The following is a 15,575-nucleotide window of genomic DNA, read 5'->3' as shown; positions in this document are numbered from 1 at the left end:
GGGGGTACGGGAACAAGCGGGTGCGGTCTTCAGGTGCGCAGCCAGACCGCCGTGTCCTTGGGCAGGCGTCCGTCGGGGTCGAGAGGGCCGCTGCCGAGGAGCAGTCCGGTGTGGGGCGGGAGGGCGGCGGGCGCGTCCGCGAGGTTCACCACGCAGATGGCGCCGCCGTCCGCGCGGGTGAAGGCGAGTACGCCGTCGGTGGTGGGCAGCCAGGTGAACGGGCCCTCGCCGAAGGCCGGGCGCAGGCGGATCGCCTCGCGATACAGGGCGAGCATGGAGCCGGGGTCCCGGGCCTGCCGGTCGGCGGCGTACGAATCCCAGCCGGCGGGCTGTGGCAGCCACGGTTCGCCGCCGAAACCGGCGTGCGGCGCGTCGGCCGTCCACGGCAGCGGCACCCTGCATCCGTCACGTCCGGGGTCGGTGCCCCCGGAGCGGGCGTGCATGGGGTCCTCGATGCGGTCGAGCGGGATGTCGGCCTCGGGCAGGCCGAGTTCCTCGCCCTGGTAGACGTAGACCGCGCCCGGCAGCGCCAGCGACAGCAGGGCGGCGGCGCGGGCCCGGCGGGTGCCCAGGGGCAGGTCCGTCGGGGTGCCGAAGGCCTTGGTGGCGAAGTCGAAGCCGGTGTCCGAGCGGCCGTAGCGGGTGACCGTGCGGGTCACGTCGTGGTTGCACAGCACCCAGGTGGCGGGGGCACCGATCGGGGCGTGCTCGGCCAGGGTCTCGTCGATGGAGGCGCGCAGCCGTGCCGCGTCCCAGGGGCAGGTCATGAAGGAGAAGTTGAACGCGGTGTGCAGTTCGTCGGGACGCAGGTAGCGGGCGAAGCGTTCGGTGTCCGGGAGCCAGACCTCGCCGACGAAGACGGCCCCGTACTCGTCGGCGACGGCCCGCCAGCCGCGGTAGATGTCGTGGAGCTCGTCGCGGTCCACGTACGGGTGCGGGTCGAGGCCCTCGGTGAAGTCGGGCAGCAGGGGGTCCTTCACCGGCAGCGCGGCGGAGTCGATGCGCACGCCGGCCACGCCCCGCTCGAACCAGAACCGCAGGATGTCCTCGTGCTCCTCACGGACGGCGGGGTGCGCCCAGTTGAGGTCGGGCTGCTCGGGTGCGAACAGGTGGAGGTACCAGTCGCCGCCGGAATCATGGGAGACGGAATCAGCAGGGTCCGAAGGGCCTTCCTTGGAAGGGTGGTGGGGGGAGACGGGTGGGCGGGTCCAGGCCGGGCCGCCGAACTCCGACCGCCAGTCGTTGGGCGGCAGTTCACCGTGCGCCCCGCGGCCCGGGCGGAAGTGGAACAGTTCACGCTCGGGGCCGCCGGCGAGGGCGGCGCGGAACCAGGGGTGCTGGTCGGAGACATGGTTCGGCACGATGTCGACGATCGTGCGGATTCCCAGCCCCCGTGCCTCGGTGATGAGTTTCTCCGCCTCGGCGAGGGTGCCGAAGGCCGGGTCGATCGCCCGGTAGTCGGCGACGTCGTAGCCGCCGTCCTTCATCGGGGACAGGTACCAGGGGGTGAACCACAGGGCGTCCACGCCGAGTTCTGCGAGGTAGGGCAGCTTGGCGCGGACTCCGGCGAGGTCGCCGGTGCCGTCGCCGTCGCCGTCGGCGAAGCTGCGGACGTACACCTGGTAGATGACGGCGGAGCGCCACCAGTCGTCGTCGTTTCGGGCAGGGGTGGGCTGTCCCACGGTGCGTGCCTTTCTTCTGGGTGGACGGATTCGGCGTCAGCCCTTGGTGCCGCCCGCGCTGATCCCGGCGATGATGTGCCGCTGGAAGACGAGGAACAGCGCGACCACGGGGATGCTGGCGATCACCATCGCGGCGATGAGCACGGTCAGCTGGACGTTCTGCGACAACTGCACCAGAGCCACGCTGATCGGCTGTTTCCCGGTGTCGGAGAAGACCATCAGCGGCCACAGGAAGTCCTGCCACACGGCGACCAGCGCGAAGATCGACACCACGCCGAGCACCGGGCGCGACAGGGGCAGGACGATCGACCACAGGGTGCGCAGTCTCCCGGCGCCGTCGATCGCGGCGGCCTCCAGCACGTCCCGGGGCAGGTGGTCGAAGAACCGCTTGAGCAGATAGAGGTTGAAGGCGTTGGCGACGGCCGGCAGCCAGATGGCGAGGGGGTCGTTGAGGAGACCGAGGTCCGCCACGGTCAGGTACTTCGGTACGACGAGGGCCTGCGCGGGGACCATCAGGGTGGCGAGGATGCCGCCGAGGATCACCTTGCCGAAGGCGGGCCGGAGCTTGGACAGCGCGTAGGCGGCGGCCGTGCAGAACACCAGCTGGAACAGCCAGGCGCCGGCCGCCTGCACCACCGTGTTCCACAGGTGGGTCGGCAGTCGCATCAGGTCCCAGGCGTCGGTGTACCCGCTCGTGCCCCACTGCTCCGGGAGGAGGGTGGGCGGGGTGCGCGCCACCTCGTCCGGTGACTTCATCGCGCCGCTCACCATCCAGTAGACGGGGAAGAGGAAGGCGAGCGCGAAGAGCAGGACGACGCCGGTGAACACGGTCCAGTAGATCGTCCTGCCCCGGGGCCGGGCCAGGACGGCCGGGGAGACGAGGGTACGGGTGCTGCTCACGTCGCCTCCTTCGGGGAGTCGGTGAGTCGGAGGTAGAGGGCGGAGAACAGACCGAGCAGGGCGAGGAGCATCACGCTCAGCGCGCAGGCGCCGCCGAAGTCGTTGTAGAGGAAGGCGTACTTGTAGATGAGGTAGAGGACGGTGACGGTGGAGTTCTCCGGTCCGCCGCCGGTGATCACGAAGGGTTCGGTGAACACCTGCATGGTGGCGATGATCTGAAGCAGCATCAGCATGAGGATGACGAACCTGGTCTGTGGGATCGTCACGTGCCGGATGCGCTGGAGCAGGCTCGCGCCGTCGAGTTCGGCGGCCTCGTACAGTTCGCCGGGGATGGACTGGAGGGCGGCGAGGTAGATCAGGACGGTGCCGCCCATGTTGGCCCAGGTGGCGACGACGACCAGGGAGACCAGAGCGGTGTCGGCGCCGTTGGACCAGTTCGAGGTGGGCAGGTGCAGGAACCGCAGCGCCTCGTTGGCGAGGCCGGTGCCGGGGTCGTAGAACCATTTCCACAACAGGGCACTGACCACCGGCGGGATCATCACCGGCAGGTAGACGACGACGCGGAAGAACGCCTTGGCGTGCCGGAGTTCGTTCAGCACCAGGGCCAGGACGAACGGGACGGCGAAGCCGATGAGCAGGGCGAGCAGGGTGAAGCCGAGGGTGTTGCGCCAGGCCGCGCCGAACTCGGGGTCGTCCAGGACGCGGGCGAAGTTGGCGGTGCCGACCCATTCGGACGGTGAGCCCGGCGTGTACCTCTGGAACGCGATCACGACCGCGCGGATCGCCGGGTACCAGGAGAACAGGGCGAAGCAGACGAGGCCTCCGAGGAGGAAGCCGTAGGCACGCAGTTGGTCGGTGAGGCGGCGCCGTCTCCGGCTCCCGGCCGGGGACGGCGCCCGCACCGGGCGGAGTTCGACGGCTTCGGCGGGCTGACGTGCGACCGTCTTCATCGCCGGTCAGCCCCGGGCCAGGATGCCGTCGATCTTGCCGGAGGCGTCCTTCAGGAGCCGGTCGATGTCGGCGTCCTCCTTGGTGAGCACCGCGGAGACGACGCCGTCGAGGACGGAGTAGAGCTGCTGTGCCCGCGGCGGCTCGATCTTCATCTCCAGGCTCTGGTTGCCGTCGAGGAAGGCCTGGTAGTTCCCCACCGGGACGTTGGCGTTGGCCTTCTTGACCTGCTGGTCCTTGGCGTCGGCGGCGCCGGTGAACAGCCGGGGTTCGGGCAGGCCGACCGGCGCGTCGTTCTTCCCGGCGCGGGCGTAGTCGCCGAGGAAACCGTCGCCGGGGGTGAGGAACATGTGGTCGAGCCACTTCAGGCCGGCCCTGATCTGCTCGGGTGAGGCCTTCTTGTTGACCATGTAGCCGTCGCCGCCGATGAGGGTGGCCTTGCCGCCGGGCATGGGGGCGAGGGCGAGGTCCTTGTAATCGGCCCCCTTCTCCTTCACCAGGATCGGGATGTTGTCGGGGGCGGCGAGATACATGCCGAGCTTGCCGGCGCCCATCATCTGCTGGACGTCGTTGATCACGAGCAGTTGCTTGCTGCCCATGGAGTCGTCCTTCCACCGCATGTCGTGCAGGGTCCGCAGCACGGCGCGGCCTTCGGGCGAGTCCACGGCCGCCTTTTCGCCGTCGGGGGTGACGACGTCCCCGCCCTGGGAGTACAGCTCTGCGGTGAAGTGCCAGCCGCCCTGGTTCTGGGCGCTGTAGTCGGCGTAGCCGACGGTACCGTCGCCGAGTGCGGCGATCCGCTTGGCGGCGGCTCGGACCTCGGCCCAGGTGCTGGGCGGCCGGTCGGGATCGAGGCCGGCCCTCTCGAAGAGCGCCCGGTTGTAGACCAGCCCCATGGAGTAGCCGGTGCGGGGTACGCCGTAGACCTTGCCGTCGACGGTGTAGATGTCCCGCAGCTGCTGCTGGATCGTCCCGTAGCTCTTCAACTCCTTGAGGTACGGGGTGAGATCGGCTGCCTGGTTGATGTCGACGACATGCCCGGCGTCGGTGAAGTAGGTGTAGAACACGTCCTCCATCTGCCCTCCGGCGAGCTTGGCGTCGAAGGTCTTCGGGTCCTGGCAGGGGAACGCGTCGTGCGGGACGACGTCGATGTCCGGGTTCTCCTTCTCGAAGGCGGCGATCTCCTCCTCGAAGAACCGGCGGTCGACCTTCGCGCTCTTGGGCGGCATGCAGTTGACCGTGATGCGGGTCTTGCCGTCGGCCGCCCGGTCGTCGTTCGAGCCGCAGGCGGTGAGGGTGAGGGCGCCGACGCCTAGCGCGACGAGGGTACGGCGGATCCCGGTGCTTCTCATCGGTGGACCCCTCTGGGACAGGAGCGGGTGAACCCCTCGGACAGGAGCGGTGGGCGGGGCACACTCAAGCACCGACGACATGGGTCCGCAATATGTCGCGCACATTTTGAAATTATTCGACAGTCGTCCGGAAGCAGCCGGGGACAGACCGGAAGCACGCGGGGAACGGACCTGCCGCGGGCCGGCTCTCAGGAGCGGGGCGCCTGCGCCGTCGACCCCCGCACCACCAGCTCGGGTTCGAACAGCAGCTCCTCGGCGGCCACCGGACGCCCGTTGATCTGTGCGTTCAGCAGTTCCACCACGGCCTTGCCCATGGCCTCGATGGGCTGGCGGACGGTGGTGAGCGGCGGCTCGGTGCAGTTCATCAGGGCCGAGTCGTCGTACCCCACGACCGAGATCTGCGAGGGGACGTCCAGTCCCTTGCGGCGGGCGGCCCGAACGGCGCCGAGGGCGAGGGGGTCGCTGGCGCAGATGAAGCCGGTGACGCCCCGGTCGATGAGCCGGGCGGCGGCGGCGTGCCCGCCCTCGATGGAGAACATGGCGCGGGCGACGTGTGCGTCGGGCACCTCCGCGGCGAGCGCGCGGGCGGCGGCCAGTTTGCGGGCCGACGGCACGTGGTCGGCGGGGCCGAGCACCAGACCGATCCGCTCGTGACCGAGCGAGGCCAGATGTCGCCACGCCTGCTCCACGGCCACGGCGTCATCGCAGGAGACGCCCGGAAAACCCAGGTGCTCTATGGCCGCGTTGACGAGGACGACGGGGATGTTCCGCTCGGCGAGCTGCCGGTAGTGGCCGTGGGGAGCGTCCGCCTGGGCGTAGAGCCCGCCGGCGAAGACGACGCCGGACACCTGCTGCTGGAGCAGCAGCGTCACGTAGTCCGCCTCGGAGACACCGCCCCGGGTCTGGGTGCACAGCACCGGCGTCAGCCCGAGCTGGGCCAGCGCGCCGCCGATGACCTCCGCGAAGGCGGGGAAGATCGGGTTCTGCAGCTCGGGCAGTACCAGGCCGACCAGCCGGGCGCGCTCACCGCGCAGCTGGGTGGGCCGCTCGTAGCCGAGCACGTCCAGCGCGGAGAGCACCGCCTGCCGGGTGGCCTCGGAGACTCCCGGTTTGCCGTTGAGCACCCGGCTGACCGTGGCCTCGCTGACCCCGACCTTCTTCGCCACCACAGCAAGTCGTCGCGTCATGGACGCAAGAATAGCGCAAGAAACGCAAGTTTTTGCGTGGAGGGCTGCGTGGATGACCGTGTGGAGGGCGAGGAGTCATCGGGTCACAACGACACCGCACACCCGGATTCAGTCGGCCGCCGACACGACGCTGAGGTGGGAGGCGGCGCGACGGTGCCCGCGGCGGCGGGCCGGGGCGCGGCGCGTCTCGCGCAGGACCAGCGTGAGCCGGGTGCAGTCCATACCCTCGAGGATTCTGGTCGTCTCCACGACGAGACGGCAGTCGGTGACTCCCCAGCGCGGATCGGGATGACGCAACGGCCGTACCGCGCCGTCGTGTTCGGCGGCCTGCTCGCCGACGGCACGGATCCAGTGCGGCAGCCCCTGCCGGTAGGCCGCCTCCATGATGGGGTCCTGGGCGATGTCCCGGCGGATGGCCTGCAGCCCGTGGTCGTGGCCGTCCCGCTCCACCGTCTTGGCGAAGTGGGCCAGCATCGGCAGGCACCAGCTCGACTCGTGTTCGCCCAGCACCGTGGGGGCGTCCGGGTGGAAGAGGACGAACCGGAGGAAGTTGTCGCCGGGCATGGCCGTCGGGTGCGGTTCGACGTCCCGGAAAAGTGTCCGGAAAGCAGCGTTCGCCAGCAGTACGTCCCAGCGGTGGTCGACCACCAGGGAGGGAAAGGGGACCGCGTTCAGGAACACCGCGTAGTCCTCCAGGTAGGCCTGCGCCTCGGGAGTCTCGAAGACGGTCGGCCGCGGTGTCGGCCGCTGCCCTCCTGCCTGATGTGCCATCGGGAGGTCACCCCTCTTGCCTGTGCGGCCTTGACGCGGCGCCCCGATCCTGCTGCCCTGACGTGAGGCGTGTCAACTATCGTGGCATTCCATGCCCGTTGACGGCTGAAATTGGACACAGTTGTGGCGAGACCTGGATGTGAGTTCGAGACACGGGCTAGTCTCCGTGAAGTTCATGGCAAACGCTCGTGAGAAACCTGTGAGAGACGTAGGAGATCTGTCGGTGACGGGTGGCTTCGAGGGTCCGGACACCGCGCCGACGACCGCGCCGACGACCGCGCTGTCGGCCGTCGTCGCCCGCGTCACCGCACTCGCCGACCGGCTCGACGTGCCGCACGCCGAGATCTTCGACGTCGGCCGGCTGTCCGCGGCGTCCGGTGTTCCGGAATCGGTGGTCAAGGCTCTGCTGAGCGGCCGGCCCGCGGGCGAGCCCGAGGTGCAGACCCGGTTCGTGCAGCGCCTGGACCTGCTGCGCCGTACCCGGCTCAAGCCGAACGGCCGCAAGTACACGCAGCAGGAGATCGCGGACGGCGCGGGCATGTCCCGCCAGCAGGCCGGCGCCCTGATCAACGGCGACCGGCGTCCCACCATGGAACACTGCGACGCCATCCAGCGGTTCTTCCGGGTGCACGCCGGATTCCTCACCGCCGAGGACCCCGAAGCGCTCGCCGGCGCCCTCCAGCACACCGAGCAGGAACTGCTGCAGACCCTCGCGGACCGTGAGCGGCGGGCCGCCTCGGCGGCCGACGACCCGCTGGAGCGACTGCTGCGGGACCACGGCGTGCGCGGAATCGCGTGGCGGGCCGCGCAACTCCCCACCGACCAGCACCGCGACAAGGTCGCGGAGTGGCTGGACATGCTCCTGGAGAGCGTCCAGCGGCCCCACTCCTGACCTGGGGAGCGCGGGTGGGACGCTGCTCCGCCGGGCGGGCGGACCGGCGGGCGGCACAGCCCGACTGTCCGTGGTGGACGGCAGGCTGGAGGCGGCCCGCACCGTGCGGGCCGTCTGATGCCGGATCGCGGCCCGGGGAGAGCCGAGCGATGCCCACCGCCGTACTGACCGACCGCGAGCGCACCGCCGTCCAGGCCTGCCTGCGGCCGCCACACACGGTGCCGCGCCGCCCACGACGCGGAGAGCGGCCCGCCGGACACCCGCAGGCCCCGGTCGTCGTGCCCCCGGTCCTCGCGGAGGCGGAGACCGCCCTGGCCCGGACCGGGCTGACCGGCCACGAGGAGACCTTCTTCCGGATGCTCCGCGACTGGCACCCGGAGCCGTGACCGGGAGAGCAGGACCGGGCCGGCGCCCGTGCCGGTGCCGCGCGGCGGCGGGGCGCCGCGGCGCCCCCGTCAGCCGTGGGGTACGGCGACCGCCGTCGCGACCAGGCCGCTCTCGGCGGTCCAGCGGCCCGCGAAGTGGTCGAGGCGGCGGTCGCCCACCCATGGGCCGGGGACCAGGAGCGCCGCCCGGAAACCGCCGCGCGTCCGTTCGCCGGGGTCGGTGAACAGCTCGATGTCGGCCTCCATGAAGTCCAGCCACTTCCCCGTGAGCGGGAACCACGCCTTGTAGACGGCTTCCTTGGCGCTGAACAGCAGCCGGTCCCAGTGCACCTCGGGCCGCTCCACGGCCAGCCGGCCGATCCGCTCCGCCTCCCCGGGCAGGGCGACGGAGGACAGCACCCCCTCGGGCAGCGGCCCCTGGACCTCCGCGTCGATGCCGAGGGAGGCCAGGTCGTCGGCCCGGACCAGGGCGGCGGCGCAGTAGCCCGTGCAGTGGGTCATGCTGCCGGCCAGCCCGGGCGGCCAGCCCGGTGCTCCACGCTCGCCGGGCAGCACGGGCTGCGGGGGCACTCCGAGCTTCTCCATGGCCCGGCGGGCGCAGGAGCGCACCGCCCGGAACTCCCGGCGGCGCTTCTCGACCGCCCGCTCCATGAGCGCCGCCTCCTCGGGGTGGAGCGGGGCGTCGGCGCCCTCGTCGCCGCGGGCCTCCATGACGACGACCGTGGCCGGCAGCAGCTCCTCGATCATCGGGGCCCTCCCTCGGGCTCGCCCTTGCCCTCGTTCGCGTGCTCACCCGGCACGATCCGGTGCAACCGTCCCGGTGGCGTCGCCCGCTTCCGCCATTCGCGGGGGTAGCCCACGGACACCTCCTCGAAGGGGACGCCGTCCCGGCGGGTGCTGCGCGGGATGTGGAGATGTCCGTAGACCATCGTGCGGACGTTGAACCTGCGGTGCCAGTCGTCGGTCAGCTCGGTGCCGCACCACATGGCGAACTCGGGGTACCACAGGACGTCCGTGGGATGCCGGTGCAGCGGGTAGTGGTTGACGAGGACGACGGGCAGGCCGTCCGGCAGTTCGGCGAGCCGGCGTTCGGTCTCCTCGACCCGGGCCCGGCACCAGGCCTCCCGGCTCGGGTACGGGTCGGGGTGCAGCAGGCGCTCGTCGGTGCAGACGACGCCGGTGCCGTACGCGTACGCCAGTCCTTCGTCCTTGGTGGCGCAGCCGGCGGGCAGGAACGTGTAGTCGTACAACAGGAACAGCGGGGCCACGGCCACCGGACCGCCGGGGCCGTCCCAGACGGGGTAGGGGTCCTCGGGGGTGGTCACGCCGAGTTCCCGGCACTGTTCGACGAGGTGGTCGTAGCGTGCGACGCCGCGCAGGGCGACGGTGTCTCTCGGGTGGGTCCACAGTTCGTGGTTGCCGGGCACCCAGACGACCTTGTGGAACCGGCCGGCGAGTGTCTTGAGCGCCCAGCGGATGTCGTCCACCGTCTCCGCGACGTCCCCGGCCACGAGGAGCCAGTCGTCGTCCGACTCGGGGTGCATCCGCTCGACCAGCGCGCGGTTCTCGTCGTAACCGACGTGCAGGTCGCTGATCGCCCACATCTGTCCGTCGCCACCGGCCGTGGACGCCACTCGTCGCCTCCTGGAGATGAACGAACAACCCGTACGGACAGCATGCGCTCCCCGGGCTCTTCGAGCAGGGGGACCCCGGCGTCCGCGAACACTCCCAAGGGATCACATCCGTGTCGCCCGGACAAGGGCGGCTCTCCCCGGACTCTCCCGGGAAACCGTGACACGCCCGTGGTGCTGAGGCCTGCCCGCGAACCGTGAAAGGCGGCCTGCACGGCCTCATGCGTACGAGTACGGCTCAACCGCACGTACGCGGAGAACGTGTTCTTCATCGATCAGGTGGGAAGGAATCCCAACGACCGGGCCGTCGAGATCCACGCCACGCACGGCGACCCCGACTCCCCCGTACCGGCCGCGGCCGACACCGCCGAGCTGGAACCCGGGAACCTGTCCCCGGCGGCGTACGTCGAGTACGCGCTCGCCCGGTGCGCGCGGCGCGGCATCGACGTGTTCGTGCCCCGGCTGCACCAGGGGGCCGTCGTCGCGCACCGCGTGGAGTTCGAGGCGACCGGTACGGCGCTGCTGGCGCCGCCGCCCGAGGCCGTGGCCGTCTTCCGCGACAAGGTGATCGCCTATGAGGCCGTGCAGGCGATCGGGGTGCCCGTGCCGCCGTGGTGGCGGGTGCGGTCGGCGGACGAGCTGGTCCGTGCCGTGGAGGAGCTGGAGGCGCTGGGGCACCGGGCGTGCTTCAAGCCCGCGTCCGGCGCGGGCGGTGTGGGCTTCCGGGTGATCACCCGTGCCCCCCCCTTCGCCCTCGGGCAGCTGAGCGGTTTCCCCAGCCCGCAGGTGCCGCTCGATCTGGTGCTGGCGGCGGTGCGGCAGGCGGAGGAGCCGGTGGACTGGCTGGTGATGCCGGTGCTCGAGCAGCCGGAGGTGTCGGTGGACTGCCTCACCGGGCCGGACAGCCGGGTCCGGCTGGCCGTCGGCCGCACCAAGAACGGCCGCCGCAGGGGGTTCACCCTGCACGAGCGGTGGCTGGAGCCGGCCCGGCGGTTCGCGGAGGGTTTCGGCCTGCGCCATCTGTCCAACATCCGGTTCCGGATGTTCGGCGAACAGCCGGTGCTGAAGGCACGGGGAGCTGGGGGGCTCGGGCCGGCCGCCATCACGGTGGGGGCGGCCGGCCGACCCGACGCGCACGGTGCGCGGGCGGTCAGTCCCGGTTCCGGTCCACCGCCAGCCGCAGGGTCAGCACCTGGAACGGACGCAGGGCCACGGGCACGCTGTCGCCGTCGGTGCCCGCCGGTTCCAGCGGCCGCTCCAGGAGGTCGGTCACCTGGGCCCCGCCGAGGGGGAAGCCGGTGCGCAGGGTGCCGGTGGCACGTCCGCCGCGGGATTCGTAGAGGCGGACGACGACGTCGCCGGAGGCGTCGTCGGCGAGCTTGACCGCCTCGACGGTCACGCCCTCGCCGTCCACCGAGACCACCGGGTCCGGTGCGCCCGCCGCCCGGGCCACGCGCAGCGGCAGGTTGAGCGCGTAGCCCTCCGCGACGGCGTCCTCGATGCCCGCGCCGGGCAGCAGCGCGTAGGTGAGGCGGTGCCTGCCCTGGTCGGCCTCGGGGTCCGGGATCCGCGGGGCGCGCACCAGGCTGAGGCGGACCGTCGTGGTCGTGCCTCCGTCGTCGCGGACCGTGCGGGTCACGTCGTGGCCGTACGTCGAGTCGTTGACGACGGCGACGCCGTAGCCGGGTTCGCCGATGTGCACCCAGCGGTGGCCGGAGACCTCGAAGCGGGCCGCCTCCCAGCTGGTGTTGGTGTGGGTGGGGCGCTGGATGTGACCGAACTGGATCTCCGCGGAGGAGTGCGGGGCCCGGATGTCGAACGGGAAGCCGGCCTTGAGGATCTTCTCGGCCTCGTGCCAGTCGATCTCGGTCTCGAAGTCGATCCGGGGGCTGCCGGCGCGCAGGGTGATCGTCTGGGTGATCCGTGAGCCGTTGCCGAAGGCGCGCTCCACCCGCACCGCGCCGACCAGCGGGTCCTGGGCGACGACGGTGACGGACCCGGCGGCGGGCAGCTCGGTGAACCGGTTCCGGTAGTGCTGGTCGATGTCCCAGGCGTCCCAGTGGTTGGGGAGGTCCGTGTGCAGCCGGAGCAGGTTGCCGGGGCCGGCCAGCACCTCGCGGGCCGCGCGGAGGTCCCGGACGGACGACAGCGTGCCGTCGTCCGCCAGCCGCACCCGCACCATCCCGTTGTCGAGCACCCGTTCCGTGACGGTCACCGGCTGCGGGCCGGGGAAGCCGGCCGGCGGCTCCAGGGGGGCGCTGCCGTTCGCGGGCGCGGTCGTCCACACCGGCGCTCCCCCGGGTGCCCGGATCACCTCGGCGCGGTCGTACGGACTGGTGTTGAACACCCGGGGGCCGGAGCCGTCCCCCAGGGCGGTGATCGCCTCCCCGGTCAGCGCCTCCAGTTCCCGGGCGACCCTGGCGTACTCCGCCTCCGCCTCCCGGTGCACCCAGGCGATGGACGAGCCGGGCAGGATGTCGTGGAACTGGTGCAGCAGGACCGTCTTCCACAGCCGGTCGAGTGTGTCGTACGGGTAGGTGTAGGCCGGTGCGTGCAGTGCCGCCGTGGTGGCCCACAACTCGGCCTCGCGCAGGAGGTGTTCGCTGCGCCGGTTGCCCTGCTTGGTGCGGGCCTGGCTGGTGTAGGTGGCGCGGTGCAGTTCCAGGTAGAGCTCGCCGTTCCAGACCGGGGCGTCGGGGTACTCCCCGCGCGCCTTGGCGAAGAAGGCGTCGGGGTGTTCGACGACGACCTTCGGGGAGCCCTCCAGATCGGCCAGCCGGCGGGCCCGTTCCATGTGCTCGCGGGTGGGGCCGCCGCCGCCGTCGCCCCAGCCGAACGGTGCGAGCGAGCGGGTACCGCCGCCCTTCTCACGGTAGTTGCGCACGGCGCGGGCCATCTCCTCGCCGGTGAGGGCGGCGTTGTAGGTGTCGACCGGCGGGAAGTGCGTGAAGATGCGGGTGCCGTCGATGCCCTCCCACCAGAAGGTGTGGTGCGGGAACCTGTTGGTCTGGTTCCAGGAGATCTTCTGGGTGAGGAACCACTCGTTGCCGGCGAGCTTGGCGAGTTGCGGGTAGGCGGCGGTGTAGCCGAAGGAGTCGGGCAGCCAGACTCCTTTGGTCTCGATGCCGAAGTGCTCGAGGAAGAACCGTTTGCCGTGCACCAGTTGACGAGCGAGGGCCTCGCCGCCGGGCAGATTGCCGTCGGCCTCCACCCACATGCCGCCGACCGGTGCCCACTGGTCCTTGTCGACGGCTTTCTTGATCCCCTCCCACACCTGCGGGTAGTGGTCGCGCACCCACGCGTACTGCTGGGCCTGCGAGCAGGCGAAGACGAAGTCGTCGTACTCGTCGGCGAGCGCGGTGACGTTGGAGAAGGTGCGGGACGTCTTGCGCCGGGTCTCGCGCAGCGGCCACAGCCAGGCGGAGTCGATGTGGGCGTGCCCGACTCCGGACACGGTGTGCGCGCTGGCGTGCGCGGGTCGCGCGAGGACGGGGGCGAGGGCCTCGCGGGCGGCGGGGGCGCTGCCGGAGACGTCGTCGAGGTCGAGGGCGTCCATGGCCCGGTCGAGGGCATGCGCGATCTCGTGCCGGCGTGGCTCGTGTTCGCCCAGTTCGGCCATGAGTTCGCGCAGCACGCACAGGTCCAGGTCGAGGTGCCAGACCGGTTCGTCGAGGACGGCGAGATCGGCGCCGTGGAACACGTACAGCGGTGTGTCGCCCGCCGTGCGCCGGTCGCCGAGCGGGGTCGGGCGGGCGAAGCCGTCGGCCAGGATGTCGGGGTTGGAGGCCGCCTCGACCAGGTAGTCGATCTCCTCGCCGCCCGCGGCCCGGCGGGCGACCGGAACGTACCGGTTGAACGGGTTGACCGCCTTCAGCGGGGTGCCGTCGGTCAGGTGCACCAGGGCTTCGGCCTGGAAGCCCGGTCCGGCGCCGGTGAAGCCGAGGTCGATGACCGCCTCGACGCGCCGGCCGGCCCACGCGGCGGGGACCTGTCCGCGCATCCGGAACCAGGTGGTGCCCCAGGGCGGCCCCCACGGGGTGTTCCTGGCGAAGGGCTCGTAGGGGGCGGCTGCGGCCTGTGCGAAGGGGACCGGCTCGCCCGGCGCGTGCCAGGCCTCGACGGTGAGCGGGACGGTGGCGGCGTAGACCGCGGGCTTGACGCGCTGGGTGTGGACGCGCTCGACGCGGCCTTCGATCCGATGGCGTTCGTCATGCATGAAGTGCTCTCCTCACGGGGCTACTTGAGGTGGGCGAGACCGGGATGGACAGCGGTGTAGCCGTCGACGAGGCGACGGGCCACGTTCACGGAGTCGACGAGCGGGTGCAGCGCGAAGGCCTTGACCGCCCGGGCACGGGAGCCGGACTCGGCGGCCTGGAGCACCTCGCGCTCGACCGCCTTGACCGCGCAGACCAGGCCGGTGGCGTGGCCCGGCAGCGGGTCGACGGAGACGGGGTGCGCGCCGCCGGCGTCGACGAGGCACGGGACTTCGATGACGGCTTCCGCGTCGAGTGCCGAAAGGGTGCTGCGGTTACGGACGTTGAGGATCAGGGTGGTCCGTTCGTCGCGGGCGACGGCCCGCATCAGTGCGAGGGCCACCTTCTCGTAGCCACCGGACAGGTCGTCCTCGTCGCGGTCTCCGGCGCCGGCGGTTTCGCGGTTCTCCGCCATGTAGGTGGCCTCGCGTTCGGCGCGGGTGCGGTTCCAGGTGTCCAGGGCGGGGGCGCCGGTGCCGTCGGGGTCGCTCACCTGCGCGTAGAAGCGGTCCTGCTGGTCGTGGAGGAAGGCGCCGCGGGTCTTCTCCGCCTGCTGGTAGGCGCGTACGGTTTCCCGGTTGAAGTAGTAGTAGTGCAGGTACTCGTTGGGGATCGCGCCGAGGGACTGGAGCCAGTCGGCGCCGAAGAGCCTGCCCTCCTCGAAGGAGCCGAGCAGGCGGCGGTCGGCGAGCAGGCGCGGGAGTTCGTCGCGGCCCTTGACCCGCAGGCCGCGCACCCAGCCGAGGTGGTTGAGGCCGACGTAGTCGATCCACGCCTCCCGCGGGTTCGCGCCGAGCACCCGGGCGATGCGGCGGCCGAGGCCGACCGGCGAGTCGCAGATGCCGATGACGCGGTCGCCGAGGTGGCGGGACATGGCCTCGGTGACCAGGCCCGCCGGATTGGTGAAGTTGATGACCCAGGCGTCGGGGGCGAGACGGGCCACCCGGGCGGCGATGTCGAGGGCGACGGGGACGGTGCGCAGCCCGTAGGCGATGCCGCCCGCGCCGACCGTCTCCTGTCCGAGGACGCCCTCGGCGAGCGCGACCCGTTCGTCGTTCGCACGGCCCTCGAGGCCGCCGACCCGGATCGCGGAGAAGACGAAGTCGGCGCCGCGCAGGGCGTCGTCCAGATCGGTGGTGGTGGTCACCTCGGGGGCGTCGGGCACCCCGGCCGCCTGGTCGGCCAGCACACGGGCGATCGCATACAGCCGGCGGTCGTCCACGTCATGGAGGACCACCCGGGTCACCCGCCCCTCGGCGTGGTCCTCGAGGAGCGCGCCGTACACCAGCGGTACCCGGAATCCCCCGCCGCCCAGAATCGTCAGTTTCACGTCTGCACCCTTCCCTTCTCGACGTCACCGATGCCGTCGATGCCGTCGATGCCGTCGATGCCGTCGATGCCGTCGATGCCGTCGACACCAGCATGTCCAGCCAACCCGAGCGGGGCGAGGGCCGGAGCGAGCACTGAGGTACGGGCCGTCCGTGCGCCGTCGACGTGGCGCGGTTGCACCCGTTCGCGTCGATTCACGGGATGAACCCTCCCCGCGCAGAAGGACTTTCTCGGTTACACCTCT

At 71.5% G+C, this 15,575-nt stretch carries 13 protein-coding genes and 1 pseudogene; 3 read left to right on the top strand and 11 right to left on the bottom strand.

Annotated features, from left to right (window positions below; genetic code table 11):
* Positions 1-29: 29 nt before the first annotated feature.
* The 6 genes from ACVW19_RS30360 to ACVW19_RS30335 all read right to left on the bottom strand — a co-directional run bounded on the left by ACVW19_RS30360 (position 30) and on the right by ACVW19_RS30335 (position 6,840).
* Positions 30-1,682, bottom strand: a complete 1,653-nt coding sequence (locus tag ACVW19_RS30360) for a glycoside hydrolase family 13 protein (RefSeq protein WP_457463417.1) — start codon at positions 1,680-1,682, stop codon at positions 30-32.
* Between the two features lie 36 nt (positions 1,683-1,718).
* Positions 1,719-2,582: a carbohydrate ABC transporter permease gene (locus ACVW19_RS30355; protein ID WP_457463415.1), complete on the bottom strand. Its 864-nt coding sequence runs from the start codon at positions 2,580-2,582 to the stop codon at positions 1,719-1,721.
* Positions 2,579-3,532: a carbohydrate ABC transporter permease gene (locus ACVW19_RS30350; RefSeq protein WP_457463414.1), complete on the bottom strand. Its 954-nt coding sequence runs from the start codon at positions 3,530-3,532 to the stop codon at positions 2,579-2,581. The genes ACVW19_RS30355 and ACVW19_RS30350 overlap by 4 nt, the downstream gene beginning before the upstream one ends.
* A gap of 6 nt (positions 3,533-3,538) precedes the next feature.
* The gene (locus tag ACVW19_RS30345) at positions 3,539-4,882 is read right to left on the bottom strand and encodes an ABC transporter substrate-binding protein (protein ID WP_457463413.1); all 1,344 of its coding nucleotides are present in this window, start codon (positions 4,880-4,882) and stop codon (positions 3,539-3,541) included.
* A 188-nt stretch (positions 4,883-5,070) separates the two neighbouring features.
* Complete coding sequence (locus ACVW19_RS30340; RefSeq protein WP_457463411.1) at positions 5,071-6,069, bottom strand: LacI family DNA-binding transcriptional regulator; 999 nt, start codon at positions 6,067-6,069, stop codon at positions 5,071-5,073.
* Between the two features lie 108 nt (positions 6,070-6,177).
* On the bottom strand, positions 6,178-6,840 hold the full coding sequence (locus tag ACVW19_RS30335) for an MmyB family transcriptional regulator (protein WP_457463409.1): 663 nt from the start codon (positions 6,838-6,840) through the stop codon (positions 6,178-6,180).
* Positions 6,841-7,063: 223 nt separating this feature from the next.
* Here ACVW19_RS30335 and ACVW19_RS30330 point away from each other — a divergent pair, with 223 nt between their 5' ends.
* Both ACVW19_RS30330 and ACVW19_RS30325 read left to right on the top strand, forming a co-directional pair.
* Complete coding sequence (locus ACVW19_RS30330; RefSeq protein ID WP_457463408.1) at positions 7,064-7,732, top strand: helix-turn-helix domain-containing protein; 669 nt, start codon at positions 7,064-7,066, stop codon at positions 7,730-7,732.
* A 149-nt stretch (positions 7,733-7,881) separates the two neighbouring features.
* Positions 7,882-8,118, top strand: coding sequence for a hypothetical protein (locus ACVW19_RS30325; protein ID WP_457463406.1), 237 nt, complete (start codon positions 7,882-7,884; stop codon positions 8,116-8,118).
* A gap of 69 nt (positions 8,119-8,187) precedes the next feature.
* Here the strand turns inward: ACVW19_RS30325 and ACVW19_RS30320 are convergent, their stop codons facing one another.
* A complete protein-coding gene (locus ACVW19_RS30320) occupies positions 8,188-8,865 on the bottom strand; it encodes a 4'-phosphopantetheinyl transferase family protein (protein WP_457463404.1) in 678 nt (225 codons plus the stop codon).
* A complete protein-coding gene (locus ACVW19_RS30315; RefSeq protein WP_457463403.1) occupies positions 8,862-9,752 on the bottom strand; it encodes a metallophosphoesterase family protein in 891 nt (296 codons plus the stop codon). Before ACVW19_RS30315 ends, ACVW19_RS30320 begins: the two co-directional genes overlap by 4 nt.
* A 258-nt stretch (positions 9,753-10,010) precedes the next feature.
* Between ACVW19_RS30315 and ACVW19_RS30310 the strand changes: the two are divergent.
* Positions 10,011-10,842 (top strand): annotated as a pseudogene (locus tag ACVW19_RS30310) (ATP-grasp domain-containing protein); the annotation flags it as partial.
* A 57-nt stretch (positions 10,843-10,899) separates the two neighbouring features.
* On the opposite strand, the gene ACVW19_RS30305 reads toward ACVW19_RS30310, so the two are convergent.
* The 3 genes from ACVW19_RS30305 to ACVW19_RS30295 are packed head-to-tail and all read right to left on the bottom strand — an operon-like array spanning position 10,900 to position 15,529.
* Positions 10,900-13,965: an alpha-mannosidase gene (locus ACVW19_RS30305; protein ID WP_457463401.1), complete on the bottom strand. Its 3,066-nt coding sequence runs from the start codon at positions 13,963-13,965 to the stop codon at positions 10,900-10,902.
* Positions 13,966-13,985: 20 nt separating this feature from the next.
* Positions 13,986-15,332, bottom strand: a complete 1,347-nt coding sequence (locus ACVW19_RS30300; protein ID WP_457463399.1) for a 6-phospho-beta-glucosidase — start codon at positions 15,330-15,332, stop codon at positions 13,986-13,988.
* Positions 15,329-15,529 carry a hypothetical protein gene (locus ACVW19_RS30295; protein ID WP_457463397.1) on the bottom strand — a complete coding sequence of 67 codons (201 nt, stop codon included), beginning with the start codon at positions 15,527-15,529 and terminating at the stop codon, positions 15,329-15,331. The genes ACVW19_RS30300 and ACVW19_RS30295 overlap by 4 nt, the downstream gene beginning before the upstream one ends.
* Positions 15,530-15,575: the final 46 nt, after the last annotated feature.

The organism is Streptomyces sp. TE5632 (assembly GCF_054061295.1).
The sequence above is the reverse complement of the archived record's forward strand: the minus strand, read 5'-3'. Positions and strand labels throughout refer to the sequence as shown.

Bases quoted from the DNA above. Each gene is read 5' to 3' on its own strand.
- ACVW19_RS30305 (WP_457463401.1), bottom strand. From the start codon at position 13,965: ATGCATGACGAACGCCATCGGATCGAAGGCCGCGTCGAGCGCGTCCAC.
- ACVW19_RS30345 (WP_457463413.1), bottom strand. From the start codon at position 4,882: ATGAGAAGCACCGGGATCCGCCGTACCCTCGTCGCGCTAGGCGTCGGC.
- ACVW19_RS30350 (WP_457463414.1), bottom strand. From the start codon at position 3,532: ATGAAGACGGTCGCACGTCAGCCCGCCGAAGCCGTCGAACTCCGCCCG.
- ACVW19_RS30340 (WP_457463411.1), bottom strand. From the start codon at position 6,069: ATGACGCGACGACTTGCTGTGGTGGCGAAGAAGGTCGGGGTCAGCGAG.
- ACVW19_RS30320 (WP_457463404.1), bottom strand. From the start codon at position 8,865: ATGATCGAGGAGCTGCTGCCGGCCACGGTCGTCGTCATGGAGGCCCGC.
- ACVW19_RS30335 (WP_457463409.1), bottom strand. From the start codon at position 6,840: ATGGCACATCAGGCAGGAGGGCAGCGGCCGACACCGCGGCCGACCGTC.
- ACVW19_RS30325 (WP_457463406.1), top strand. From the start codon at position 7,882: ATGCCCACCGCCGTACTGACCGACCGCGAGCGCACCGCCGTCCAGGCC.